The organism is Pseudomonas sp. SWRI99, from assembly GCF_014270125.1.
Classification (GTDB): domain Bacteria; phylum Pseudomonadota; class Gammaproteobacteria; order Pseudomonadales; family Pseudomonadaceae; genus Aquipseudomonas; species Aquipseudomonas hamedanensis.
In genome coordinates this window covers 61,989-87,366 of the sequence record NZ_JABWQR010000020.1, presented here as the reverse complement: position 1 = coordinate 87,366, position 25,378 = coordinate 61,989, and the positions used below count along the sequence as shown (strand labels likewise).

Annotated in this window: 23 protein-coding genes; 15 read left to right on the top strand and 8 right to left on the bottom strand. The window is 61.2% G+C overall.

Annotated elements, in window-relative coordinates; all coding sequences use genetic code 11:
• Positions 1–38 precede the first annotated feature (38 nt).
• On the top strand, positions 39–473 hold the full coding sequence (locus HU743_RS17425; protein WP_186650084.1) for a polyribonucleotide nucleotidyltransferase: 435 nt from the start codon (positions 39–41) through the stop codon (positions 471–473).
• A 13-nt stretch (positions 474–486) separates the two neighbouring features.
• Entirely contained in the window at positions 487–1,374 is an 888-nt protein-coding gene (locus tag HU743_RS17420; RefSeq protein WP_186650080.1) for a cation diffusion facilitator family transporter, read from the top strand.
• Positions 1,375–1,457: 83 nt separating this feature from the next.
• On the opposite strand, the gene HU743_RS17415 is transcribed toward HU743_RS17420, so the two are convergent.
• A complete protein-coding gene (locus HU743_RS17415; protein ID WP_186650077.1) occupies positions 1,458–2,447 on the bottom strand; it encodes a DUF6515 family protein in 990 nt (329 codons plus the stop codon).
• Between the two features lie 452 nt (positions 2,448–2,899).
• On the opposite strand from HU743_RS17415, the gene HU743_RS17410 reads away from it, so the two are divergent.
• On the top strand, positions 2,900–3,379 hold the full coding sequence (locus HU743_RS17410) for an Lrp/AsnC family transcriptional regulator (RefSeq protein ID WP_042561225.1): 480 nt from the start codon (positions 2,900–2,902) through the stop codon (positions 3,377–3,379).
• Positions 3,380–3,675: 296 nt separating this feature from the next.
• Positions 3,676–3,885 carry a DUF2788 domain-containing protein gene (locus HU743_RS17405; protein ID WP_007909655.1) on the top strand — a complete coding sequence of 70 codons (210 nt, stop codon included), beginning with the start codon at positions 3,676–3,678 and terminating at the stop codon, positions 3,883–3,885.
• On the opposite strand, the gene HU743_RS17400 is transcribed toward HU743_RS17405, so the two are convergent.
• The 4 genes from HU743_RS17400 to HU743_RS17385 form a co-directional block, all read right to left on the bottom strand.
• Positions 3,880–4,515, bottom strand: coding sequence for a pseudouridine synthase (locus HU743_RS17400; RefSeq protein ID WP_238351751.1), 636 nt, complete (start codon positions 4,513–4,515; stop codon positions 3,880–3,882). The two genes, HU743_RS17405 and HU743_RS17400, sit on opposite strands and share 6 nt — an antisense overlap.
• Before the next feature lie 72 nt (positions 4,516–4,587).
• On the bottom strand, positions 4,588–6,087 hold the full coding sequence (amn, locus tag HU743_RS17395; RefSeq protein WP_163019592.1) for an AMP nucleosidase: 1,500 nt from the start codon (positions 6,085–6,087) through the stop codon (positions 4,588–4,590).
• 192 nt (positions 6,088–6,279) lie between these two features.
• Positions 6,280–7,929 (bottom strand): acyl-CoA dehydrogenase family protein, encoded by a 1,650-nt coding sequence (locus HU743_RS17390; protein ID WP_186650075.1) that lies wholly within the window; start codon positions 7,927–7,929, stop codon positions 6,280–6,282.
• A gap of 95 nt (positions 7,930–8,024) precedes the next feature.
• Entirely contained in the window at positions 8,025–10,373 is a 2,349-nt protein-coding gene (locus HU743_RS17385; protein ID WP_186650072.1) for a hybrid sensor histidine kinase/response regulator, read from the bottom strand.
• Between the two features lie 441 nt (positions 10,374–10,814).
• Between HU743_RS17385 and HU743_RS17380 the strand changes: the two genes are divergently transcribed.
• From HU743_RS17380 to HU743_RS17365, 4 genes are all read left to right on the top strand, one after another.
• Positions 10,815–11,612, top strand: a complete 798-nt coding sequence (locus HU743_RS17380) for a hydroxymethylpyrimidine/phosphomethylpyrimidine kinase (RefSeq protein WP_186546806.1) — start codon at positions 10,815–10,817, stop codon at positions 11,610–11,612.
• Between the two features lie 18 nt (positions 11,613–11,630).
• A complete protein-coding gene (gene thiE, locus HU743_RS17375) occupies positions 11,631–12,254 on the top strand; it encodes a thiamine phosphate synthase (protein ID WP_186631190.1) in 624 nt (207 codons plus the stop codon).
• 32 nt (positions 12,255–12,286) lie between these two features.
• On the top strand, positions 12,287–13,570 hold the full coding sequence (gene hemL / locus HU743_RS17370; RefSeq protein WP_186650069.1) for a glutamate-1-semialdehyde 2,1-aminomutase: 1,284 nt from the start codon (positions 12,287–12,289) through the stop codon (positions 13,568–13,570).
• A gap of 226 nt (positions 13,571–13,796) precedes the next feature.
• On the top strand, positions 13,797–14,351 hold the full coding sequence (locus HU743_RS17365; RefSeq protein WP_085612557.1) for a tetratricopeptide repeat protein: 555 nt from the start codon (positions 13,797–13,799) through the stop codon (positions 14,349–14,351).
• A 167-nt stretch (positions 14,352–14,518) separates the two neighbouring features.
• On the opposite strand, the gene HU743_RS17360 is transcribed toward HU743_RS17365, so the two are convergent.
• Positions 14,519–14,848, bottom strand: a complete 330-nt coding sequence (locus tag HU743_RS17360; protein WP_003185742.1) for a DUF1820 family protein — start codon at positions 14,846–14,848, stop codon at positions 14,519–14,521.
• 133 nt (positions 14,849–14,981) lie between these two features.
• Here HU743_RS17360 and miaB point away from each other — a divergent pair, with 133 nt between their 5' ends.
• The 5 genes from miaB (at position 14,982) to lnt (ending at position 20,428) form a co-directional block, all read left to right on the top strand.
• Positions 14,982–16,310, top strand: a complete 1,329-nt coding sequence (miaB, locus tag HU743_RS17355; protein ID WP_186631192.1) for a tRNA (N6-isopentenyl adenosine(37)-C2)-methylthiotransferase MiaB — start codon at positions 14,982–14,984, stop codon at positions 16,308–16,310.
• 245 nt (positions 16,311–16,555) lie between these two features.
• Positions 16,556–17,554 carry a PhoH family protein gene (locus tag HU743_RS17350; RefSeq protein WP_186631195.1) on the top strand — a complete coding sequence of 333 codons (999 nt, stop codon included), beginning with the start codon at positions 16,556–16,558 and terminating at the stop codon, positions 17,552–17,554.
• Positions 17,547–18,041 (top strand): rRNA maturation RNase YbeY, encoded by a 495-nt coding sequence (gene ybeY / locus HU743_RS17345; RefSeq protein ID WP_186619492.1) that lies wholly within the window; start codon positions 17,547–17,549, stop codon positions 18,039–18,041. Before HU743_RS17350 ends, ybeY begins: the two co-directional genes overlap by 8 nt.
• Before the next feature lie 5 nt (positions 18,042–18,046).
• The gene (locus HU743_RS17340) at positions 18,047–18,886 is read left to right on the top strand and encodes an HlyC/CorC family transporter (protein ID WP_007909641.1); all 840 of its coding nucleotides are present in this window, start codon (positions 18,047–18,049) and stop codon (positions 18,884–18,886) included.
• Between the two features lie 18 nt (positions 18,887–18,904).
• Positions 18,905–20,428, top strand: coding sequence for an apolipoprotein N-acyltransferase (gene lnt / locus HU743_RS17335; protein ID WP_186650067.1), 1,524 nt, complete (start codon positions 18,905–18,907; stop codon positions 20,426–20,428).
• A 177-nt stretch (positions 20,429–20,605) separates the two neighbouring features.
• Here the strand turns inward: lnt and HU743_RS17330 are convergent, their stop codons facing one another.
• On the bottom strand, positions 20,606–21,367 hold the full coding sequence (locus HU743_RS17330) for a YdcF family protein (RefSeq protein WP_186650064.1): 762 nt from the start codon (positions 21,365–21,367) through the stop codon (positions 20,606–20,608).
• A 105-nt stretch (positions 21,368–21,472) separates the two neighbouring features.
• Positions 21,473–21,796, bottom strand: coding sequence for a hypothetical protein (locus HU743_RS17325; RefSeq protein WP_186631201.1), 324 nt, complete (start codon positions 21,794–21,796; stop codon positions 21,473–21,475).
• A gap of 255 nt (positions 21,797–22,051) precedes the next feature.
• Here HU743_RS17325 and leuS point away from each other — a divergent pair, with 255 nt between their 5' ends.
• Together leuS and lptE are read left to right on the top strand one after the other, a co-directional pair.
• Positions 22,052–24,658, top strand: coding sequence for a leucine--tRNA ligase (gene leuS / locus HU743_RS17320; protein ID WP_186650062.1), 2,607 nt, complete (start codon positions 22,052–22,054; stop codon positions 24,656–24,658).
• An 88-nt stretch (positions 24,659–24,746) separates the two neighbouring features.
• Entirely contained in the window at positions 24,747–25,352 is a 606-nt protein-coding gene (gene lptE / locus HU743_RS17315; protein ID WP_186650053.1) for an LPS assembly lipoprotein LptE, read from the top strand.
• The last annotated feature ends 26 nt before the right edge of the window (positions 25,353–25,378 follow it).

Here is a 25,378-nt window from a genome sequence, read left to right as displayed (position 1 = left end):
CAGTAGCCGTTATTGTTCAGCTCTCAGGAGACATTTCCATGCGCTTACCCTCTCGCCTGATCGGCGGTGTTCTGGTCGCTTCCCTGCTCACGCAGATCACTGCGTGCGGTTCGATTTTCTACCCGGACCGTCGCGGCCAGATCGACGGCAAGATCGACCCGGCGATTGCCGCGCTCGATGCCGTCGGCCTGCTGTTTTACATCATCCCGGGGCTGATCGCGTTTGCCGTCGATTTCGCCACTGGCGCGATCTATTTCGAACCGGGGCACACCGCGCAGATCGACCCGGCCAAGCTCAAGCCAGCCATCGGTGCGGACGGTCAGGTCGATAAGCAAAAGTTGCAGACAATTCTTGAGAGCGAGCTGGGAAGAGCTGCCGTTGAAATAAATAAGGCCCTCGACGACCCACGCCTCATTCAACACAAGGGCAGCACCCAGCAACTGGCGATGTTCGGCCTGCAACCGGCCGCCTGAAAAAGGAAGTTCAATGACATCCAGCCCCGAACACGCCCGCCTGCTGCGGCTGGCGACCCGCGCCTCGGTCGCAGTCGCCTGCACGCTGATTGTCGCCAAGGCGATTGCCTGGTGGCTCAGCGGTTCGGTGAGCATGCTCGCCGGCCTCACCGACTCGGCGCTGGATGGCGTCACCTCGCTGCTCAATCTGCTCGCGGTGCATTACGCCTTGCGGCCGGCGGATGACGATCACCGTTATGGCCACGGCAAGGCCGAATCGCTGGCGGGCATGGCGCAGGCTTTGTTCATCGGTGGCAGTGCGCTGCTGATCGCGTTTCAGGCCTATGAGCGTCTGAAAACACCAGAGCCGATTGGCGCGCCATGGCTGAGCATCGGCGTGATCGTTTTTTCGCTGCTGCTGACCGCCGCGTTGCTGATGTTGCAGCATCGGGTGATCAAGCAGACCGGCTCCAACGCCGTGCGCGCCGATTCGTTGCATTACCGCTCGGACATGTTGCTCAACGGCAGCATCCTGATTGCGCTGGTGCTGGCCGGGTTTGGTTTTGCGCAACTGGATGCGTGGTTCGGCCTGGGGATTGCCGCGTACATTCTATGGAGTGCCGTCCAGATCGCCCGGGAAAGCTTTTCAGTGTTGATGGACGAGGAGCTGCCGACCGATGTCAGCCAGCACATGCTCGAACTGGCGTGCAGTGTGCCTGGGGTGCTGGGCGCGCATGACTTGCGCACCCGCATCTCCGGTAATCACTGGTTTGTGCAGTTGCATCTGGAACTGCCGGGCGAACTGACGCTGTCAGTCGCCCATGGCATCAGCGATCAAGCGGCGGCGGCGATTCACAAGAAGTATCCGAAGGCCGAGGTGCTGGTCCACGCCGACCCGATAAAGGCAGCTACAAGCTATTAGCTTCAAGCTTGTAGCTCGTAGCTTGTAGCTTGTAGCTTGTAGCTTGTAGCTTGCAGCTTGCCGCTTGCAGCTTGCCGCTACTTCTATCTGACTTGATAGCCGCGACTGCTCAGGCAATTGCCCTGCGCCTGACGGTACGTCTGGACCACTTCGGGCGCCGGTTGGTAGGTCGCGGTGCGCGGGTCGAAACCGCTTTGTTGCACGGCGTACTGGTAGCACTGGTAACCGTCCTGCTGCACCTGCTGTGGCGACTGGCCGTTGGCCGGATACGCCTCGACGTCATAGCCTTGAGATTGTGGCGGCGGCTGCACCGGCGGTTCGACCACCACGTAATCCTGCGTGGCTTGCTGATAGGCGTAATAGGAGCCGGCGGCGAGAAATAACAGCGAACCGCCGATCCACACCTCACGGGCATAATCGGGCAAATACTGGATACGGATCCCGCGCGGCGGCTGCACGACGATGTAGCGCGGGCCTTGCGGGCGATACCAGTAGCCGCCGGAATAGAAGTAATCCTGGCCGCGATACGGCACGCGGTAATCGCGATCCGGGAAGCGCTCGATCACCTGCCCCGGGCGATATTGCGGGCCTGGTCCCCAGCCATTGCCATGTCCGTTCGGGCGCCCCGGCCAGCGGTCGTCATCGGGCCGAGGGCGGGTCTGCCACTGCTGATTGTGGTAACCGTTTTGCGGACGCTCGTCGCGGTAGTAGCCCTGACGCGGTTCCTCGGTCTGGCGCACGGTATCGGGCCGCGGCTGAATCGACAGATTGTTGTTCGGTTGCCGGGGCGGCTCTGGCCGATTGTCAGGATGGTCGCGGTTCTGCCACTGCCCATCGTTCTGATGAGACTGGCCGTTGTGCTCGAACTGACGACTGTTGTCGCCACGAATGATCTCGTTGTTCTGCCCGCGCGGCGGCTGCTCGCCGCCACGGCCCTGACCGTTGCCCTGATGATCCTGGCCACGGCCATTGCTGTCGGGGCCACGATTCTGCGGCTCATCGGCAAGCGCTTGCGCACTGACACTCACACACAGCAAACCAACACCGGCCAGACGCCAGATACGCGAATTCATGCTTTTCCTCACGGCGCGAGAGCCTGTCATTGGGAGGGCCTGTTGCTAAGACTCGAAACCGGTACACCGGGTTCTGCAACAGGTTATCAGTCGCGTAACTTATTTATTGAGGCGACAAGATGAAATCGCAGGCAAGAAAAAAGGGAGACCCGTCGGCCTCCCTTTTAGAGAACTTCGTCCTGGCTCGACGCTTTTGACGTCGGCTCACCTCACGCCGTCTTCTGGACAGTGTGCAGCTCGGGGGCCGGCACAACCCCGGTGGGGGTGGCGGCCGCGGCGGGCCGGATTGGGCGGGCCGCGTGGACTGTGTTACCGAGCAGTGATTCTGGTGATAAGAATAGGCCGGACGCCGCGACAGATGATTGCGAAGATTGCTCAAATAAACACCACTTGCGCAATTTTTAACCCTGGATAGATAATCTGCCGCAATAGTTACAGCCAAGGACAGATTGATGAGCAAACTCGACCGTTACGACTTGAGCATTTTGGCGGAATTGCAACGCGACGCCCGCATCTCCAACCAGGAGCTGGCCGAGCGCATCGGTCTGTCCCCCTCGCCTTGCTCGCGTCGGGTCAAGCAACTGGAAGACGACGGCTACATTTCGCGGCAGGTCGCGCTGCTTGATCGAAAAATGCTCGGGCTGAGCCTGACCGCGTATGTGCTGATCGGCATGGACCGGCATACACCGGAGCGCTTCGAAAATTTCGAGGCAGCCATTCGCACGTTGCCGCAGGTGCTGGAGTGCAGCCTGGTGACCGGGGTGGATGCCGATTACCAGTTAAAGGTGGTGGTACCGGATATGGATCACTATCAGAAATTGCTGCTGGGGCATCTGACCCGCATTGACGGGGTGACGAGCGTTCGGTCGAGTTTTGTGTTGAATCAGGTTTTGAACAGCACGGAATTGCCGCTTACCCACCTGCGCAGTTGAACACTGTCCCTGTAGGAGCTGCCGAAGGCTGCGATCTTGTGATTGGGACGCAGAGCGTCCCGGGCTGCATTCCCACGCAGAGCGTGGGAACGATCAAATTGCCGCTGACTCATCTGCGCAGCTGAAACCGCCTTCGCGAGCAAGCCCGCTCCCACAGGGGAATGCATTCCAAATGTGGGAGCGGGCTTGCTCGCGAAGAAGCCGGCACAGGCGACCCAGATCAATGCCACCCCCACCGACCATGACGTATACTCGCCGCCGCCCTTTCAGCCCTGCCCCCGCGCCGGAGATCGCCGATGGATCCAGCACTGCTCGAAGAATGGATGATGACCGGTCTGGTCAGCATCCTGATCATTTTCATGGGTTTCATCGTCTGGGATCTGGCGAAGAAGTCCAAGGCCGGACGGTTCGGCTCGTTCATTCTGTTTTTCGTACTGGGCCTGGGTGTGGCCGCGTTCATCATCAAGAGTGTGGTGATCGGCCTGATCGAGTCCGGCGCTCTATAACCGCGCCGGCGCTTCTTTCCACTGGCCCTGATCGAGGCCCTCGATGGTCCAGTCGCCGATCCTGACCCGCACCAGACGCAACGTCGGCAACCCGACCGCCGCCGTCATGCGCCGCACCTGACGGTTGCGCCCTTCGCGAATCACCAGTTCCAGCCAGCTTGTCGGCACGCTTTTGCGAAAGCGTACCGGCGGGTTGCGCGGCCACAATTGTGGTTCATCCAGCTGCCGCGCTTCGGCGGGCAAAGTCATGCCGTCATTCAGTTCGACACCCTCACGCAAGCGCTGCAACTGCTCGGCCGTCGGCTCGCCTTCGACCTGCACCCAGTAAGTCTTCGCCAGTTTATGTTTCGGATCGGCAATCCGCGCCTGCAACTGGCCATCGTTGGTCAGCAGCAGCAACCCTTCGCTGTCGCGGTCCAGACGCCCGGCCGGATAGATGCCCGGCACATCGATGTAATCCTTGAGCGTCGCCCGTCCTTCACCGTCGCTGAACTGCGTCAGCACATCGAACGGCTTGTTGAACAGGATCAGTTTCGGTTCGGCCGGCGGCGCTTTCGCGACACGGCGTGGCGAAGAGGATGGCGGCTTCACACCGGGACGGCGCGAAGGAGGACGCGGGGGACTAGACATGGGCAGAACAACATCTGGCGATCAGGGCTGACAATGCTAGTGCCCCGACCGCCAAATGACCACGATTAACCGTTAACGGAACGGCGGCTCGTCGAAGCTGCGCAGTTTGCGCGAGTGCAGCGAGTTGAGCTCGGTGCGCAGCAGATCCACCGCTTCGATGCCGATCTTCAAATGCTGGCTGACCGCGCGTTCATAGAACGCGTTGGCCGAGCCGGGCAGTTTGATTTCGCTGTGCAGCGGCTTGTCCGAGACGCAAAGCAGCGTGCCGTATGGCACCCGCAGGCGATAACCTTGCGCTGCGATCGTGCCACTTTCCATGTCCACGGCGACCGCGCGGGACAGGTTGATCAGTGGTCGCTCCTGAGCCCAGCGCAACTCCCAGTTACGGTCGTCGTAGGTCAGCACGGTGCCGGTGCGCAGGCGTTTCTTCAGGTCGTCGCCCTTCTCGCCAGTAACGTTCGCAGCCGCCTGTTGCAGCGCCATTTGCACTTCGGCCAGTGCCGGGATCGGAATGTTCGGCGGCACCACACGATCGAGAATGCCGTCACGGCGCATATAGGCGTGGGCCAGCACGTAGTCGCCGATGGTCTGCGACTGACGCAGGCCGCCGCAGTGACCAATCATCAGCCAGCAATGCGGGCGCAAAACGGCCAGGTGGTCGGTGATGTTCTTGGCGTTGGACGGGCCGACGCCGATATTCACCAGGGTCACCCCATGGCCATCGCTGGCGATCAGGTGATACGCCGGCATCTGGTAACGGTGCCAGACCACACCGGCGGCAATCGCCGACGCCTCGCCGTGATCCATGCCCTTCTCGATGATCACGTTGCCCGGCAAGACCATGCGCACGAAACGCGGGTCGCGGCGCAATTGTTCCAGGCCATGGACGATGAACTGGTCGACGTAACGGTGATAGTTGGTCAACAGAATCCATGGCTGCACATGACGCCAGTCGCTGCCGGTGTAATGCACCAAGCGGCGCAGCGAGAAATCCACGCGCGCAGCGTCGAACAGTGCCAGTGGCAGCGGATCGGTGTTTTCCCAGTCGTAGAGGCCGTCGGCAATGCCGTCGGTCGCAGCGGACAGGTCGGTACTCGGGAACACCCGCGCCAGCACCGCGGCGGTAACGCCGGAACCGGCCAGTTCATCGCCCTGCTCGACCACATACGGATACGGAATGTTCTGCTGGCTGACGCCGACTTCGACGGTCACGGTGAAGTCGTGCATCAACGGTGTCAGTTGTTCGAGCAGGTATTTGCGGAATGCTGCCGGGTGGGTGACGGTGACGCTGTAAGTGCCCGGCAATTGCACCTTGGCGTAAGCGCGGGTGGTCTGCGGGACTTCGCCCTGGCAATGGTAGGTCAGACGCAGCTCGGGATAACGAAACAGGGCACGCTGTGCAGCGTCGGGTTCGACGCGATCCTTGAGGTAACGCTTGAGCGCCGAGTTCAGCGCCGTGGTGGCCCGCTCATGCAACTCGGCGAGGCGATCCACGGCTTGTTCGGCGGTTTGAACGACAATAAACGCTTCGGTCACGATCAGCTTCCTGTGTTCTGACTTGCAGAGCTTCATCTTGCCTGCATCGTGGTCTCACGGGAACAGTGGCGTTGTGGGTGTACCGAAATCTTTCAGGTAACCCGAATCCCTGTGGGAGCTGGCTTGCCAGCGATGAGGCCGTCACATTCAACATTGATGTTGACTGACAGACCGCCATCGCTGGCAAGCCAGCTCCCACAGGGTTTTGTGGTGTCGGGAAAATTGAGGTCAGAAAAGCTGTGGAGTCGAGCGGGCGACGAGAGCTTCGACATCCAGCCCACGCGGCAACGCGCCGTAGCCGCGGCCGCCACCGCTCAAGCGGCTGGCAATGAACGCATCACTCACCGCCGCGTTACCGGCCTCGAGCAACAGTTTGGCCTGCAAACCGAGGGCAATGTCTTCGGTCAACTGCCGCGCCCGATACTGAATGTCGCTGGTGTCCTTGAACTGCGCCTGCAATTGCTGGATATGCGCCGCCAGACGCTTATCGCCATGCCCGTCACCCAATTCGCTGAACAACACGTCCAGCACACCCGGCTCTTTCGACAGCGCGCGGAGCACGTCCAGACACTGAACATTTCCAGAGCCTTCCCACGTCGAGTTCACCGGCGCTTCGCGGTACAGGCGCGGCAGGATGCTGTCCTCGACATAGCCGGCACCGCCCATGCATTCCGCCGCTTCGTTGATCATTCCCGGCGCCCGCTTGCAGATCCAGTATTTGCCCACCGCCGTCACCAGCCGCGCGAATTGTGCTTCGTGGCGATCATCCAGATGATCCAGCGCCTTGCCCATGCGCAGGCTCAGCGCCAACGCGGCCTCGCTTTCGAGCGCCAGATCGGCGAGTACGTTCTGCATCAATGGCTGTTCGCTGAGTAATTTGCCGCCGACCGTGCGGTGTGCACAGTGATGGCTGGCCTGGGTCAGCGCCTGACGCATCAGCGAGCTGGAACCGACCATACAATCGAAGCGAGTCATCGCAACCATTTCAATGATCGTCGGCACGCCGCGCCCTTCTTCGCCAACCATCCATGCCAGCGCGCCACGAAACTCCACTTCACTGGAGGCGTTGGACTGGTTGCCGAGTTTGTTTTTCAGGCGCTGGATGTAGAACTGATTGCGCGTGTCGTCCGGGCGATGACGCGGCAGCAGGAAGCAACTCAAGCCCTTGTCGGTCTGCGCCAGGGTGAGAAACGCATCGCACATCGGCGCCGAACAGAACCACTTGTGTCCGACCAGTTCATACGCCTGGCCCGGGCCGCTGGTGCCGACCGGATACGCCTTGGTGGTGTTGGCGCGTACGTCGGTGCCGCCCTGTTTTTCGGTCATCGCCATGCCAATGGTCACGCCGGTCTTGTGCGCCATGCCGACATTGCGCGGATCGTATTCTGTAGCAAGGACTTTCGGCAGCCACTGTTCGGCCAGCTCTGGCTGCAAGCGCAAGGCCGGCACGCTGGCGAAGGTCATGGTCAGCGGGCAACCGCTGCCGGCCTCCGCCTGGCTGTGCAGATAGGTCATCGACGCGCGGGCGACATGCGCGCCTTCCTGCGGATGAGCCCACGGCAGCGAGGTCAGGCCATGTTCGATCGCGGTGCGCATCAGCTCGTGGTAAGCCGGGTGAAATTCGACCAGATCGATACGATGTCCGTAGCGGTCATGGCTGGCGAACACCGGTTTGTTCTGGTTGGCAAGGAACCCGGCTTCCATCAGCGGGCCACCGGCGAGTGCGCCGTAGGCGTCGATCCGCGACTCGGCCCAACCGGCGCCGAACCGCCGCGACCACTCCTGTAGAGGCAGGTCGATGCGGTACAGGTTGGTGCCGTCCAGCGACGGTGGCTGGTTGGTGACTTCGTGGGTTTCGGCGAACTGATGCAGGTTCATGGCAGGGCTCCTTGTTCAGCAATGCCACCAGTTAAGCACTGGTGCTTTTTTGAACAAAGCGTCATATGCGCCGTTTTTGCGGCGCTTTTACCCCATCAACAGCTAAGCACCCGACGCTCCAGCGCAGCCTGCAAATCCTCGAATTTCACCGGTTTGTGCAGATAGTCGATGGCCGCGTCAGGAGCGCAAGGTTCACGGTCAGCCGTCAACGCCAGCATGAACACCGGCACATCGGCGCAGCCGGGCAAGGCGTGAATCTGGCAGCACAACGACGCGCCCTCGTGGCGGGACATCTGGCAATCGATCAACACGGCATCGAAGGTTTCGCGCTGCAGGCAGTCCAGCGCCGCCACGCCGTTGTCGGCGCTGCGTACGCGAAAACCGAGCTTGAGCAACATGCCGCGCATCACCAGTTGATTGACACTGTTGTCGTCGACCAGCAGCACCGTGCAGTCCTGCGGTGCCCGTGCGCAATCACGCGTCGGTGCTGGCGCCGTCTCGACCAGCGGCAGCGCAAATTCGACGTCCAGTTGAAAGCGACTGCCGCTGCCCGGCTCGGAACGGTGCGTAAGCTTGCCACCGAGCAATTCAACCAACTGCCGACAGATCGCCAGGCCAACGCCCAGCCCGCCGTACTCGCGGGTCATGGAGCCGTCGAGCTGGAAAAAACGCTGATACAGCGTCGCCTCACCCAGATCGGAGAAACCGATGCCGCTGTCGATCACCGCGAACGACAGCGCCAGACGATTGCCGGTCGAGGGCTTGCCGGTCACCCGCAACGCCAGCCCGCCGACCCGCGTGAATTTGATCGCGTTATCGAGCAGGCACTCCAGGCATTGCGCCAGTTTTGCACTGTCGCCGAGCAGGCGATCCGGCAGAGTCGGCAGCACCTCGACCTTGAAGTCCAGCGACTTGCTCGCCGCGTTGCCCGCGAACTGCGTGCGTAGTGCTTCAATGACACCGCGCAGGCTGAAACTGGCCGACGTCGCTGTAAGCTTGCCGGCCTGCAATTCGGTGAGTGTGAGGATGCCGTTGACCATACGCATCATGTCCCGCGCGGAACCGGCGGCGGTCTGTTGATACTGCTCAAGTTCTGCGTCCATCTCGACGGTTTGCATCAGCTCCAGCGAACCGATCACACCGTTCATCGGCGTGCGCAGCTCGTGGGTCAGGGTCGCGAGGAATTCGTCCTTGAGCTTGTTGCTGTGGGCCAGTTGCTGGTTGAGCACTTCAAGTTTCTGCCCGGCGTCGTATAAAGTCTGCGCCTGTTGCTCGCGCATCGCGTTGATGCGGTCGGCCAACGCCAGCGACAGCAGCGCCACTTCGATGGCCGAGCCGATCTGGCTGGCGTACATGGTCAGGAACACGTTGGGCAGTAGACCGAGCACCATTAATGTGTTGACGATGCCGCCGAGCAGAAACGCCGACCAGGCGATGATGAAGTAACGGGCCACGCGCAAGCCCCGCCACCAAGCCAGCAGACCGGCGGCGAAAATAACGATGGTAAAGGTCAACGCCAGCGTCGTCGCCAGGCGCAACGCCAGTGCGTAACTGGCCATCAGCGACAGACCGACCACCAACGCGCCAAACGCAATCAGGGCCATCAGCAATCGGTCGAGCCAGCGGCTGTGGGTCTTGGTCTGCAGAAAACTGCGCGCGAACTGACTGCCGAACAAGCCTGCGCAACCGATGAAGAACGGTGTCGCAGCGTTCGCCCACCACGGGTTGTCGGGCCAGAAGTACTCCACCGCCGCGCCGTTCACCGACAGCTGATAAAGGCCGAACGAAGCAATGTAGAAGATGTAATAGAGGTAGCTGGTGTCGCGCACGCTCAGGAAGATGAACAGGTTATAGACCAGCATCCCCAGCAGCACGCCATAAATGATACCCAGCACATACAGGCGCACCGGCTGGTCTTCGAGGTACGCGGTACTCGACCACAACGTTACCGGTGCCTGAATCGAGCCTTCACTGGCCAGTCGCAGGTACACGGTCTGCTGTTGATCCGCCTTGAACGCAAGGTCGAACAGGTAGTTGTTCTGGCGGATCTCACGGCTGGCGAAGGGCAAGGCGTCGCCGGTCTGGCGGACCAGACGATAATCGCCCTGGGCATCGGCCAGGTACAGGTCGAGATGGTCGAGCGGTGGATACGCCAGCTCCAGCAGCCAGGTGCGCTGGGCGGCGGGGTTGCTTGGTCGGTAATGCAAATCGATTTTCAGCCAGAACGCCGAACGCGAATAACCGGCGTTGAGCGTGGCTTTATCGTGCGGTTTGAACTGGCCGGCGGCGGCTTGCGCGCGAACATCGGCAATGCTCGCCTGACCGCTGGGGTCTTCGAACACTTGCAGCGACCGGCCCAGAGGCAGGCTCTGGGTGAATTCGTCGAATTCGACGGCGCTCGCCAGGAGGGGCAAGCAGAACAGCAACATCAGCAAATAGCGCATTGAAGCCCCAGCGTGGCTCGTCCGGTTGTGTCAGGAAGCCCCCCATTCCCTTTGAGTAGACGTAAAACCGGTATTACCTGTTATTGGTTTGGATCCAGACTAGCATAGCCGTTGATGGCCATTGAGCACCATTGAAATTTTTCCTACAAAGGCTCTAGAACGGGCGTTTCAGAGCAAAGCACCGGGCTAGAGCTGTTGGATTGGTCAGGAAGATCAATGCGATCCGCTTTTGTGGCGAGGGAGCTTGCTCCCGCTCGGCTGCGCAGCAGTCGTAAAACCTGTAAATGCGCTGCGCCGGAATAAATGCAGGGGGCTGCTTCGCAACCCAGCGGGAGCAAGCTCCCTCGCCACAATGGTAGCTACAGTGTTGTCCGACAATCTGCTCGCAAACACCGTCAGTACTGAACCCGAAAATCAGCTTTGGTGGTAAGCTCGCGCACCATGAATATCTACAGCTCCCGCCCCGTTGTCCTCTGTCTCTCCGGCCACGACCCCAGTGGTGGCGCCGGCTTGCAGGCAGATATCGAAGCCTTGCTCGCGCAGGGTTGCCATGCGGCTCCGGCCGTCACCGCCCTGACCGTGCAAGACACCGTCAACGTCACTGACTTTCGCGTCCTCGATCGCGAGTGGGTCTTGGCCCAGGCCAATGCCGTGCTCAACGACTCCGAAGTCGCGGCGGTGAAACTGGGCATGCTCGGTTCGCTGGCGATGGTCGACACGGTGGTCGAACTGCTTTCGGCGCACCCGCACCTGCCCGTCGTTTGCGACCCGGTACTGCGTGCCGGCGGCGGCGGACGCCTGGGCAAGGACGAGGTCGGCTATGCGATGCGCGAGCGTCTGCTGCCGCTGTCGATCATTGCCACCCCCAATCTTCCTGAAGCCCGCATCCTCGCCGAACTGCCCGAAGGCACCGCGGATGAGTGCGCGGAAAAACTCCTGCCGTTCGTCAAAAACCTGCTGATCACCGGCGGCCACGGCGACGAAACTGAAATCCACAACCGCGTGTACAGCCGCGACGGTCTGCGCGAAACCTTCATCTGCCAGCGCCTGCCGGGCAGCTATCACGGCTCCGGCTGCACCCTCGCCAGTGCGCTGGCCGGGCGCCTGGCTCAGGGCGAACACCTGGCCAGCGCCGTGCGCAGTGCCCTGGATTACACTTGGCGGACCCTGCGCGATGCCGAACAACTGGGCAAAGGCCAGTTCGTCCCGCGTCGCCTGCCGCTGGATTTCTGCTCGTAACGTCGTGAGGTCTGCCTGATGAAACTACGTGGCCTGTATGCCATTACCGACAGCCAACTGCTGGCCGGCAAGTTTCTGTCTTATGTCGAGGCGGCGCTGGAAGGCGGCGTCACCCTGCTGCAATACCGCGACAAGAGCAGCGACGAGGCCCGCCGCCTGCGCGAGGCCGAAGCACTGCGCAACCTGTGCGAACGCTACAAGACGCAGCTGATCATCAACGATGACGCCGAACTGGCCGCGCGCCTCAACGTCGGCGTGCACCTGGGCCAGACCGACGGCCCGCTGTCACCGACCCGCGCCCTGCTCGGTTCTAAAGCCATCATCGGCTCGACCTGCCACGCGCAAATCGCGCTGGCCGAACAGGCCGCCAAAGAAGGCGCCAGCTACGTCGCCTTCGGCCGTTTCTTCAATTCCAATACCAAGCCCGGTGCGCCGACGTGCAGCCTCGAACTGCTCGCCGAGGCCAAACGCACGCTGCACCTGCCCGTCTGCGCGATTGGCGGCATCACCCTGGAAAACGCCGCGCCACTGGTCGAACACGGTGTCGATCTGCTCGCGGTGATTCATGGCCTGTTCGGCGCCGACAGCGGCGCCGAAGTGACCCGCCGCGCCCGCGCATTCAACGAACTGCTGCGTAAATAATTCGCCAAATCCTGAAGATTGAGAGCCCGATCATGTCTCGTTCCGAAACCCTGTTTGCCAATGCCCAGAAACACATTCCCGGTGGCGTCAACTCACCGGTCCGCGCGTTCAAGAGCGTGGGCGGCACGCCGCTGTTCTTCAAACACGCCGAAGGCGCCTATGTCACCGACGAAGACGACAAGCGTTATGTCGATTACGTCGGTTCGTGGGGGCCGATGATCCTCGGCCATAGCCATCCGGACGTGCTCGACGCGGTACGCAATCAGCTGCAACACGGCTTGTCGTACGGCGCGCCGACTGCGATGGAAACCGAGATGGCCGATCTGGTCTGCTCGCTGGTGCCATCGATGGACATGGTGCGCATGGTCAGCTCCGGCACCGAAGCGACCATGAGTGCGATCCGTCTGGCCCGTGGTTACACCGGCCGCGACAGCATCCTCAAATTCGAAGGCTGCTACCACGGTCACTCCGACAGCCTGCTGGTCAAGGCCGGCTCCGGCGCGCTGACCCAAGGTGTACCGAGTTCGGCCGGCGTGCCGGCGGCATTCGCCAAACACACCCTGACCCTGCCATTCAACGACATCGGCGCGGTTGAAACCATGCTCGCTGAAGTTGGCCAGGACGTGGCGTGCATCATCGTCGAGCCGGTGGCCGGCAACATGAACTGTGTGCCGCCAGCGCCGGGCTTCCTAGAAGGCCTGCGCTCGCTGTGCGACCAACATGGCGTGGTGCTGATTTTCGACGAAGTGATGACCGGTTTCCGTGTTGCCCTCGGTGGCGCCCAGGCGCATTACGGCGTGACTCCCGACCTGACCACCTTCGGCAAGATCATCGGCGGCGGAATGCCAGTGGGTTGCTTTGGTGGCAAGCGCGACATCATGGAGCGCATTGCGCCACTGGGCCCGGTGTATCAGGCCGGCACCTTGTCGGGCAACCCGCTGGCGATGGCGGCCGGTCTGACCACCCTGCGCCTGATCAGCCGCCCGGGTTTCCACGCCGAACTGACCGACTACACCACGCGGCTGCTCGACGGCTTGCAACAGCGCGCCGATGCGGCGGGCATTCCGTTCGTCACCACCCAGGCCGGCGGCATGTTCGGCCTGTACTTCAGCGGCGCCGACGACATCGTCACCTTCGAAGACGTGATGGCCAGCGATGCCGCACTGTTTGGTCGCTTCTTCCACCTGATGCTCGAAGGCGGCGTGTACCTGGCGCCGAGCGCCTTCGAAGCCGGTTTCACCTCAATTGCCCACGGCGAAGCCGAGTTGAAACTGACCCTGGACGCCGCCGAGCGCGCCTTCGCCGCACTGAAGTAAGCACCGCCCCCGCTGACGTTGGCTATCGCCAGCGTCAGCTTTCACCTACATCTGCACGGTTTTTCCGACGCGTCTGCTAAAAATGTACGCAGAAGTGGGCGATATATTCCCCACGCAGCAGAAAAACGAGTAAAGACTTTGTAAGGATGGCCCTGCTTATTTCATAATGCGCGCTTATTGGATCCCTCGACGGGTCCGCGTGCCCTTCAGAGGTAAGTCGATTCCCATGAACCGCACCGGCCGCACCCTTGCATTGGGCTGCCTGTTGCTCCTTCAGCCCCTGCTCGCGCATGCACAAGCAGGCGGCAACTCGTTGTTGATCCCGGCGATGGGTCGTTGCACCCTCAATACTCAGCCGCAAGACGTCACGCAGGCACTGGCCGCCTGCCAGAAAGCGGCGGACGAAGGGGATGCACAAGCGCAATACGAGTTGGGTGAGTTCTACTATGACGGCAAGAACACGCCGCGCGACCTCAATCAAGCCCTGAGCTACTTCGAAAAAGCCTCGCTGCAAGGCCACGCGCAGGCACAGTTCAAGCTCGGCACCATGTTCTTCCACGGCGAAGGCGTGCAGGCCAACAATATCCAGGCCTACATCGTGCTTAAGATGGCTGCGGTCAACGGCGCCGAAGACGCGCTGGACACTGCCGACGAAGTCTCGGAAAAAATGTCCCGCGAAGATCTCGAAACGGCTACTCAGGTGCTGGGGCAGATCTTCCGCAAATATCTGATGGAACTGCAGAGCGCCGATGGGCGTACGCCGTTCTCACCGCTGCCATAAGGCCCCCCTGTGGCGAGGGAGCTTGCTCCCGCCCGACTGCGCAGCAGTCGTAAAACCGGAGAATGCAGTGCGTCAGTCCGGTCAGGGTCGCGGCGTTCAGGGCTGCTTCGCACCCCAGCGGGAGCAAGCTCCCTCGCCACACACTCATTCCAATGCAGAATCTACTGTTACTTCTCAGGCATCGGCATCGGAAACGGCATCACATTGCCGACCGCGCCGCGGGCTTCGCTGATTTTCGGGGTGCCCAGACGTTCCACTTCGTCGATGCGCACGATCGAGTGCATCGGCACAAAGCTGCGCACCACGCCTTCGAACTGCGCCTTGAGCTTCTCTTCGCTCGGGTCGACGACCACTTGCGTGCGCTCGCCAAAGACGAATTCTTCCACTTCCAGAAAGCCCCACAGATCACTTTGATAGATCTGCTTGGCGTACATTTCGAACACCTGGCCCTGGTTGAGGAATATCACCTTGTAGATTGGAGCTTCGCGTTTGGTCATGGCGGACGGATAACATCGGGGAGAAAAATGAGGGCGCGAACTATAGCATAGCCACCGGACGCACAGCGGTAGGAACCTGACGGCTTGTTCCCTATAATGCGCGGTTCTTTGAATCACGTGACGACACTATTCCATGGCCAAGAAGCTTTACATCGAAACCCACGGTTGCCAGATGAACGAGTACGACAGCTCGCGCATGGTCGATCTGCTGGGCGACCATCAGGCCCTGGAAGTCACCGCACGCGCGGAAGACGCCGACGTGATTCTGCTCAACACTTGCTCGATCCGCGAACGTGCCCAGGACCGCGTGTACTCGCAACTGGGCCGCTGGCGCGAGCTGAAACTGGCCAACCCGGACATGGTCATCGCCGTCGGCGGTTGCGTGGCCAGTCAGGAAGGCGCGGCAATTCGTGATCGCGCCCCTTACGTCGACGTGGTGTTCGGCCCGCAGACCCTGCACCGTCTGCCGGAGATGATTGACGCCGCGCGTCTCACCAAACTGCCGCAGGTCGACGTCTCGTTCCCGGAAATCGAAAAGTTCGACCACCTGCCCGAGCCGCGTATCGATGGGCCGAGCGCCTATGTGTCGGTGATGGAAGGCTGCAGCAAGTACTGCACGTTCTGCGTGGTGCCGTATACCCGTGGCGAAGAAGTCAGCCGGCCATTTGACGACGTGATCGCCGAGATCATCCACCTCGCCGAACACGGCGTGCGCGAAGTGACCCTGCTGGGGCAGAACGTCAACGGCTATCGCGGCTTGACCCACGACGGTCGTCTGGCCGATCTGGCCGAGCTGATTCGCGTGGTCGCTGCCGTCGATGGCATCGATCGCATCCGCTACACCACCTCGCACCCGCTGGAATTCTCCGACAGCCTGATTCAGGCCCACGCCGAAGTACCGGAGCTGGTCAAGCACCTGCATTTACCGGTGCAGTCGGGCTCCGACCGGATCCTCGCGGCGATGAAGCGCAACCACACGGCGCTGGAGTACAAGTCCAAGCTGCGCAAACTGCGCGCCGCCGTGCCGGGGATCTGCATCAGTTCGGACTTTATCGTGGGCTTCCCGGGTGAAACCGAAAAAGACTTCGAACAGACCATGAAGCTGATTGCCGATGTCGGCTTCGACTTCTCCTATTCCTTCGTTTATAGCCAACGCCCGGGCACGCCCGCCGCCGATCTGGCCGACGACACCCCGGAAGAATTGAAGAAAGAACGCCTCAACGCGCTGCAACATCGTTTGAATCAGCAGGGCTTCGAGATCAGCCGACAAATGGTCGGTTCGATCCAGCGCATTCTGGTGACCGATTATTCGAAGAAAGATCCGGGCGAGCTGCAAGGGCGCACCGAGAATAACCGTATCGTCAACTTCCGCTGCGACAATCCGACCCTGATCGGCCAGTTCGCCGACGTGCACATCGACGCGGCGCAACCGCACTCGCTGCGCGGCTCGCTGGTTCAATAACCGCCAGGCACCAGAGATGCCTGTGTGGCGAGGGAGCTTGCTCCCGCTTGGTGTAGCAACCGCAAATCAGGCACGTCGATCTTTCTGAAAATAGTGTCAGGTCGATTTGGGAGCGCTCCGCGCTCCAGCGGGAGCAAGCTCCCTCGCCACGGTTGTCGGCTGGCTCATTTAAGAGCTTTCGCACCCAAGCCACTGGCGTTATCCTTGATTTCATCTTAATTGCCCCAGGGCGGCTAAATACGACCTTGAACGCACCCATCGAACCACATCGTTTTATTCTCGAGCCCTTTGAGGCTCGCCGCTTCGCCAATCTGTGCGGGCAATTCGACGAGCATTTGCGCTTGATCGAACAGCGCCTGACCATCGAGATCCGCAACCGCGGAAACCAGTTCGAGCTGATCGGCGACCCCAAGCTCACCACATCTGCGGAAAACCTGCTGCGCCGCCTGTATAGGGAAACCAAGGGGACCGAGCTGTCGCCGGACCTGGTGCACCTGTTCCTTCAGGAATCAGCCGTCGAGCAGATGGACAACCACTCTCCTGCCGAACCGTCCGTCGCCCTGCGCACCAAAAAAGGCATGATTCGCCCGCGCGGCCTGAATCAGCTGCGCTACGTGAAGGAAATCCTCGGCAACGACATCAACTTCGGCATTGGCCCGGCCGGTACCGGCAAGACTTATCTGGCCGTGGCCTGCGCTGTCGATGCGCTGGAACGCGAGCAGATACGGCGCATCCTGCTGGTGCGTCCGGCGGTCGAAGCGGGCGAAAAGCTCGGCTTCCTGCCCGGTGACCTCGCACAGAAGATCGACCCGTACCTGCGCCCGCTCTATGACGCACTCTACGAGATGCTCGGATTCGAGTACGTGGCCAAGCTGATCGAGAAGCAAGTGATCGAAGTCGCTCCGCTGGCTTACATGCGCGGTCGCACGCTGAACAACAGCTTCATCATTCTCGACGAAAGCCAGAACACCACGGTCGAGCAGATGAAGATGTTCCTCACCCGGATCGGCTTCGGCTCCACCGCGGTTATCACCGGCGACATCACCCAGGTCGACCTGCCACGCGGCACCAAGTCCGGCCTGCATCATGTGATCGAAGTGCTCAAAGACGTGCCGGGCATCAGCTTCACTCACTTCCAGCCTAAAGACGTGGTGCGCCATCCATTGGTGCAGCGGATTGTCGAAGCCTACGAGCGCTTCGAAAGCCGCGCCGATGCGCCAAAGGAAGCCCCACGCGATGCTTGAGCTGGATCTGCAAATTGCCACCGAAGCGTCGGCGCCGAGTGAAACCGAATTGCGCCAATGGTGCGAACTGGCCCTGCGCCAGCGCACCGCCGACTCGGAGATGACCATTCGTCTGGTCGACGAGGAAGAAGGCCGCGAACTCAATCACACCTGGCGTCACAAGGATTACGCGACCAACGTCCTGTCGTTCCCGGCCGAAGTGCCTGACGAGTTTCTTGACATCCCGCTGCTCGGTGATCTGGTGATCTGCGTGGCGGTGGTCGAACGCGAGGCCGCCGAGCAGGGCAAGGCACTCAACGCCCACTGGGCACATCTGGTCATTCACGGCTGCTTGCATCTGCTCGGTTACGACCATATAGATGACGAAGAAGCCGAGGAAATGGAAGCACTGGAACGCGAGTTGCTTGCTGAACTGGGCTTTCCCGATCCGTACGCGGACGACGAAACCGAACACTCCCCCATCGTTACAACAAAGGATTCAGAGTAATCGCTATGAGCGAAGATCGATCGAGCAACGGGCAGAAGTCATGGCTGGGTAAACTCACCCAGGCTTTTGCCCACGAGCCGAAGAACCGTCAGGAGCTGCTTGAGCTGCTGCGCGATGCACATCAGAACAAATTGCTGGACAGCGAAGCGCTGGCCATCGTCGAAGGCGCCATTCAAGTGGCTGACCTGCAAGTTCGCGACATCATGGTGCCGCGCTCGCAGATGATCAGCATCAAGGCGACCCAGACACCCCGCGAATTCCTCCCTGCCGTGGTCGACTCGGCCCACTCGCGCTATCCGGTGATTGGCGAAAGCCACGATGACGTGATGGGCGTGTTGCTGGCCAAGGACTTGCTGCCGCTGATCCTCAAGGAAAACGGCGACAGCTTCAACATCAAGGACCTGCTGCGCCCGGCCACCTTCGTGCCGGAGTCCAAGCGCCTGAACGTGTTGCTGCGTGAATTTCGCGCCAACCACAACCACATGGCCATCGTCATCGACGAATACGGCGGCGTGGCGGGTCTGGTGACCATCGAAGACGTGCTCGAGCAAATCGTCGGCGACATCGAAGACGAACACGACGTCGAAGAAGACAGCTACATCAAGCCGCTGCCCAGCGGTGATTTCCTGATCAAGGCGCTGACGCCAATCGAGAACTTCAACGAGTTCTTCGACAGCGAATTCTCCGACGACGAGTTCGATACCGTTGGCGGCCTGGTGATGAGCGCGTTCGGGCACTTGCCAAAACGCAACGAAATCACTGAAATCGGCGCCTATCGTTTCCGCATCCTGAACGCCGACAGCCGTCGGATTCATTTGCTGCGACTCACGCCAATTGCTCGGTAAAGAAATCTAAGGACTGAAATGCGCTGGACAACCCGCCCCGGCTGGCCCGGTAACCTGCTGGCCGTGGCGGCCGGTGCAATCACCACGTTCGCTCTTGCTCCGTTCAACATCTGGCCGCTGGCGTTGCTGGCGGTCGGTCTGTTCTATGCCGGTTTGCGTGAACTGAACCCGCGTCAGGCGCTGGGCCGTGGCTGGTGCTTCGGCTTCGGCCTGTTCGGCGCCGGCACCAGCTGGATCTATTACAGCATTCACCATTTCGGCGGCGCTTCGGTATTGCTGGCCGGGTTCCTGATGCTGCTGTTCACGGCGGCGATTGCCTGGTTCTTCGCCCTGCCTGCCTGGCTATGGGCGCGCTGGTTGCGCCGTAACGAAGCACCGCTGGCCGATGCGTTGGCGTTCGCTGCGCTGTGGGTCGGCCAGGAAGCGTTCCGCGGCTGGTTCCTCACCGGTTTCCCTTGGTTGTATTCCGGTTACAGCCAGCTCGACGGCCCGCTGTCGGGACTCGCGCCAGTCGGCGGCATGTGGCTGGTGTCGTTCGTGCTGGCGTTGACGGCAGCGTTGATCTACAACGCGCCGCGCCTGTTGCAGGCTCGTCGCAAGGGCTTTATCGCCGCCGGTGTGTTGCTGCTCGTTGGCCCTTGGGCGGCGGGGATCGCGTTGAAAGGCCACGCCTGGACCAGTCCGTCCGGTGCACCGCTGACGGTCGCCGCGATTCAGGGCAACGTCGCGCAAAGCATGAAATGGGACCCGGCCGAGCTCAACGCGCAACTGGCGTTGTACCGCGATCTGAGTTTCCGTTCCAAACCGGTCGACCTGCTGATCTGGCCGGAAACCGCCGTGCCGGTGCTCAAGGAGTCCGCCGAGGGCTACCTGACGATGATGGGCACGTTCGCCGCCGAGCGTAAATCGGCGTTGATCACCGGCGTACCGATTCGCCAGACCGTGCACCACGAACGCCGCTTCTACAACGGCATCACCGTGGTGGGCGAAGGCGATGGCACGTATCTCAAGCAGAAACTGGTGCCGTTCGGCGAATACGTACCCTTGCAGGACGTGCTGCGCGGACTGATCGCATTCTTCGACTTGCCGATGTCCGACTTCGCTCGTGGCCCGTCCGATCAGGCGTTGTTGCAGGCCAAGGGTTATCAGATAGCACCGTTCATCTGCTACGAAGTGGTCTACCCGGAATTTGCCGCCGGGCTGTCGGCACGCAGCGATCTGTTGCTGACGATCAGCAACGACACCTGGTTCGGCACTTCGATCGGCCCGCTGCAACATCTGCAGATGGCGCAGATGCGCGCGCTGGAAGCCGGCCGCTGGATGATCCGCGCGACCAATAACGGCGTGACCGGCCTGATCAACCCGTTCGGGCAGATCACCGAGCAGATTCCGCAGTTCGAACAGGGCGTGCTGTACGGCGAAGTGGTGCCGATGCACAACCTGACGCCTTACCTGCAATGGCGGTCGTGGCCGCTGATCGTGCTGTGCCTGTTGCTGTTTGGCTGGGCACTGATGGCGAACCGGATGTCGAAAACCCTCTGAGGTCTGGCGACTACCCTGTGGCGAGGGAGCTTGCTCCCGCTGGCCTGCGCAGCAGGCCCCAAATCCCTGGAACGCGCTATGTCAAAGAGATCGCGTACGCCGGGTTGCGACTGCTTCGCAGCCGGGCGGGAGCAAGCTCCCTCGCCACAATATGCCGGCGGTCACAGAGTCAGGGTTTCATCGGTAAAACAACGAATACCCCACCTGCCCCACCGCCTCGTTAAGCAACTGCCCGCTCTGCCAGATCGACTTGAACTCCGGCAACCAGCCTCCAAAAGGCCGGGCGTTGTCAGTGCCTAAAAAGCCAACCGGCGCCGGCACCACTTCAAATCCCGCCTGCTGAAAACTCCAGACCGAACGCGGCATATGCCACGCCTGCGTGACCACGACGACACGTTTGATCCCTTGCGGCAGCAACATGTCGGCGCTGAATTTGGCGTTTTCCCAAGTGGTGCGACTTTCGCCTTCCTGCCAACGCACCGTCACGCCGAAGTCATCGCGCAACGAATCAGCCATCAACTTGGCCTCGGTCGGCGGCGTACCGTAATGCAGGCCGCCACTGGTCAGAATCGGCAGGCCAGACGCCTTCGCCAGACGCGCCGCGTAGCGCTGGCGTTCAAGCCCGATACCGGTCGGCTGATCGTCGCCCCAGGCCAGATCGCCACGCTCACGCCCCGAACCCAGCACCACAATCGCATCGGCACGCTGCGCCAGCGTCGCCCACTCTTCGCGGGCCAACGGCGGCTGGCGTTCGAGCGCCTTGGCGCCCCACTGCACGACCACCGGCAGGCTCATCAGCCAGAGGCCGCCAAAGCCAATGGCGAAGCACACTCCGGCCAGTCGCGGCCGCGAGCGGCGCAACCACCAGGCGGCGAGCAACAGCAATAAAAGAATGCCGGGCGGCAAGAGCAGTTGTTTGACGAAATAACGAAACGGCATCGGGCATCTCCAGAGATGCCCGAAGCCTAAGTGGCTTAATCCAATGCGACAACCGCCAGGGTCGGATCCTGTTGAAAAAGATCCCGTTGTTGCCCTGCCATGGGGTTACTTGGCCTGCAGAGAACGAACCTTGACGGCCTCTCTGGCCGGCTTCTTGTCCTTGAGCCAGATGACCTTGGCCGAATGAGCCGCATCGAGCTGCTTCACTGCTTGTGACAGGCATCCGTGGGTTTCACGCTCACTTCGATCCAGATAGGCCTTGACCAGTTTGAACTCGGCGGGGCTCAAGCCACGCAGTTCCAGTTCCAGGGGGCGCTCGTCGCGCAGCCGGTCAGCGGTTTTCAAGGCATCCAGGGCCATGCCCAGACGATCGATCAGCCTTTCGTACAACTCGGGTTTCGTTACGTTTTTTTTCCGTTGCTCCACCATCCCTCACCTCATTGAAGATAAGACTCACTCCCCAGTTAGAGCTTAGCTTCGCTGCGCAAACCGGCTACACGCCGCGACCAACGGCCCTCGCTGCGCTTTGACCGGGCCCACCCGCTGTAATCAGGGTTTCCCTAGGCCAAGCGCGGTCATGTATGCTACGGCGCTTCCTGTCATTCCACTTCCAGCGCACCCGGGCCATCCCGAATGCTGCCGTCGAAGAGGATTAGGCCACCCCTATCCAGTACAAAAGTAGCCATGCACGAACAATATCAGCCCCGTGAGATCGAAGCCGCCGCCCAATCGTTCTGGGACGAGCAAAAGTCCTTTGAAGTCAGTGAACAGCCAGGCAAGGAAACCTACTACTGCCTGTCGATGTTCCCTTACCCCAGCGGCAAGCTGCACATGGGGCACGTGCGCAACTACACCATCGGCGACGTGATCTCCCGCTATCAGCGCATGCAAGGCAAGAACGTCCTGCAACCGATGGGTTGGGACGCCTTTGGCATGCCGGCAGAAAACGCCGCGATGAAAAACAACGTCGCGCCGGCCAAATGGACCTACGAAAACATCGCCTACATGAAGTCGCAGCTGCGCAGCCTCGGCCTTGCGGTCGACTGGTCCCGTGAAGTGACCACCTGCAAGCCGGACTACTACCGCTGGGAACAATGGCTGTTCACGCGTCTGTTCGAAAAAGGCGTGATCTACCGCAAGAACGGTACCGTGAACTGGGACCCGGTCGACCAGACCGTGCTGGCCAACGAGCAAGTCATCGACGGTCGCGGCTGGCGCTCCGGCGCGCTGATCGAGAAGCGCGAAATCCCGATGTACTACTTCAAGATCACCGCCTACGCGGATGAGCTGCTGGAAAGCCTCGACGAACTGACGGGCTGGCCGGAACAGGTCAAGACCATGCAGCGCAACTGGATCGGCAAGTCCCGTGGCATGGAAGTGCAATTCCCGTACAACGTCGACTCGATCGGCGAAGCCGGTACCTTGAAAGTCTTCACTACCCGTCCGGACACCCTGATGGGCGCGACCTACGTCGCCGTTGCTGCCGAACACCCGCTGGCCAGCCTGGCCGCGCAGAACAACCCTGAGCTGCAAGCGTTCATCGCCGAATGCAAGGGCGGCAGCGTCGCTGAAGCCGACGTCGCCACCCAAGAGAAAAAAGGCCTGCCGACCGGCCTGTTCGTCGAGCACCCGCTGACCGGTGAAAAACTCCCGGTGTGGGTCGCCAACTATGTGCTGATGCACTACGGCGACGGCGCGGTCATGGCCGTACCGGCCCACGACGAGCGCGATTTCGAATTCGCCCACAAGTACAACCTGCCGGTGAAATCGGTGGTGCGCACCAGCTCCGGTGATACCAACCCCGCGCCGTGGCAAGACGCCTATGGCGAGCATGGCACGCTGATCAACTCCGGCGAATTCGACGGCCTGGACTTCGCGGGCGCATTCGACGCCATGGAAGTCGCCCTGATCAAGAAGGAACTGGGCGCCTCCCGTACCCAGTTCCGCCTGCGCGACTGGGGCATCAGCCGTCAGCGCTACTGGGGCTGCCCGATCCCGATCATCCACTGCGATGCGTGCGGTGACGTGCCGGTGCCGGAAGACCAACTGCCTGTCGTGCTGCCGGAAGACGTGGTGCCGGACGGCGCCGGTTCGCCGCTGGCGCGCATGCCGGAGTTCTATGAGTGCAGCTGCCCGAAATGCGGCGCGCCGGCCAAACGCGAAACCGACACCATGGACACCTTCGTCGAGTCGTCGTGGTACTACGCCCGCTACGCCTCGCCGCACTTTGAAGGTGGTCTGGTCGAAAAATCCGCGGCGGATCACTGGCTGCCGGTCGATCAATACATTGGCGGTATCGAACACGCGATTCTGCACCTGCTCTATGCGCGCTTCTTCCACAAGCTGATGCGCGACGAAGGCCTGGTCAGTTCCAACGAGCCGTTCAAGAACCTGCTGACCCAGGGCATGGTGATCGCCGAGACTTACTATCGTCGCGAAGCCAACGGTGCCTACACCTGGTTCAACCCGGCGGACGTGGAACTTGAGCGTGACAGCAAAGCCAAGGTCATCAGCGCCAAGCTGAAGTCAGACGGCCTGCCGGTGGAAATCGGCGGCACGGAGAAGATGGCCAAGTCGAAGAACAACGGCGTCGACCCGCAGTCGATGATCGATCAGTTCGGCGCCGACACCTGCCGCCTGTTCATGATGTTCGCCTCGCCGCCCGACATGAGCGCGGAATGGTCGGACTCCGGTGTTGAAGGCTCGCACCGTTTCCTCAAGCGCGTCTGGCGTCTGGCCCAGTCCCACGTTACCCAGGGTTTGCCGGGCAAACTGGACATCGCAGGCCTGAGCGACGAGCAGAAAGCCGTTCGTCGCGCCATTCACCTGGCGATCAAGCAAGCCAGCCATGACGTTGGCCAGAACCACAAATTCAACACCGCCATCGCCCAGGTCATGACGCTGATGAACGTGCTGGAAAAAGCCGCGCAAGGCACCGAACAGGATCGCGCGCTGCTGCACGAAGGGCTGGAAGCGGTCACGCTGCTGCTGGCGCCGATCACCCCGCACATCAGCCACGAACTGTGGAAACAACTGGGTCACGCCGATGCCGTGATCGACGCAGGCTGGCCGGCGGTGGACGAAAGCGCACTGGTGCAGGACAGCCTGACTCTGGTTATTCAGGTCAACGGCAAGCTGCGCGGCCAGATCGAGATGCCGGCCAGCGCGACCCGCGAAGAAGTCGAAGCGGCCGCTCGGGTCAACGAAAACGTGTTGCGCTTCGTCGATGGCCTGACGATTCGTAAAGTGATCGTGGTGCCGGGCAAACTGGTCAACATTGTTGCCAGCTAAATTGGATTGGGTGTCGGGCTTGCCCGGCGCCCTGTAAAACCTTTCGGGCCGCCGGGTCGGCCCACATGGTTTCAAGGGGAGCAACACAATGATCAAACGCAATCTGCTGGTGATGGGCCTCGCTGTCCTGCTGAGCGCCTGCGGTTTCCAGCTGCGTGGCACTGGCACCAATGAACTGTCGATCAAGGAACTCGACCTGAGCGCCCGTAACGCCTATGGCGAAACCGTGACTCAGCTGCGTCAGGTACTGGAGTCCAGCGGCGTCAAGGTTTACAGCGGCGCGCCGTACAAACTGTTCCTGGCTGACGAGCAGGAAAGCCAGCGCATCCTCAGCTATGCCGGCGCCGGTCGTACAGGCGAGTATCAGGTCAGCACTATCCTGAGCTATGACATCCGCGGCGAGAACAACCTGCAACTGCTGAGCGACAAGCTTGAAGTGCAGAAAGTGTTCATCCATGACGGCAACAACCTCGTCGGTTCCGATCAGGAAGCCAATGACGCCCGCCGTGAGACCCGCCGTGAGCTGGTTCAGCGCATGATGCTGCGCCTGCAGCAACTGACCCCGGGTCAACTGCAACAATTGCAGCAAACCGCCAACGACCGTGCCAAGGCAGAAGCCGACGCACTGGAAGCGGCGCAAAAGGCTGAGGCGCAAACTCCGCGTCAGTCGCCGCTCGAAATCCCGCAGCATTAAGACGACCGGGGCGCCCAGGCGCCCCG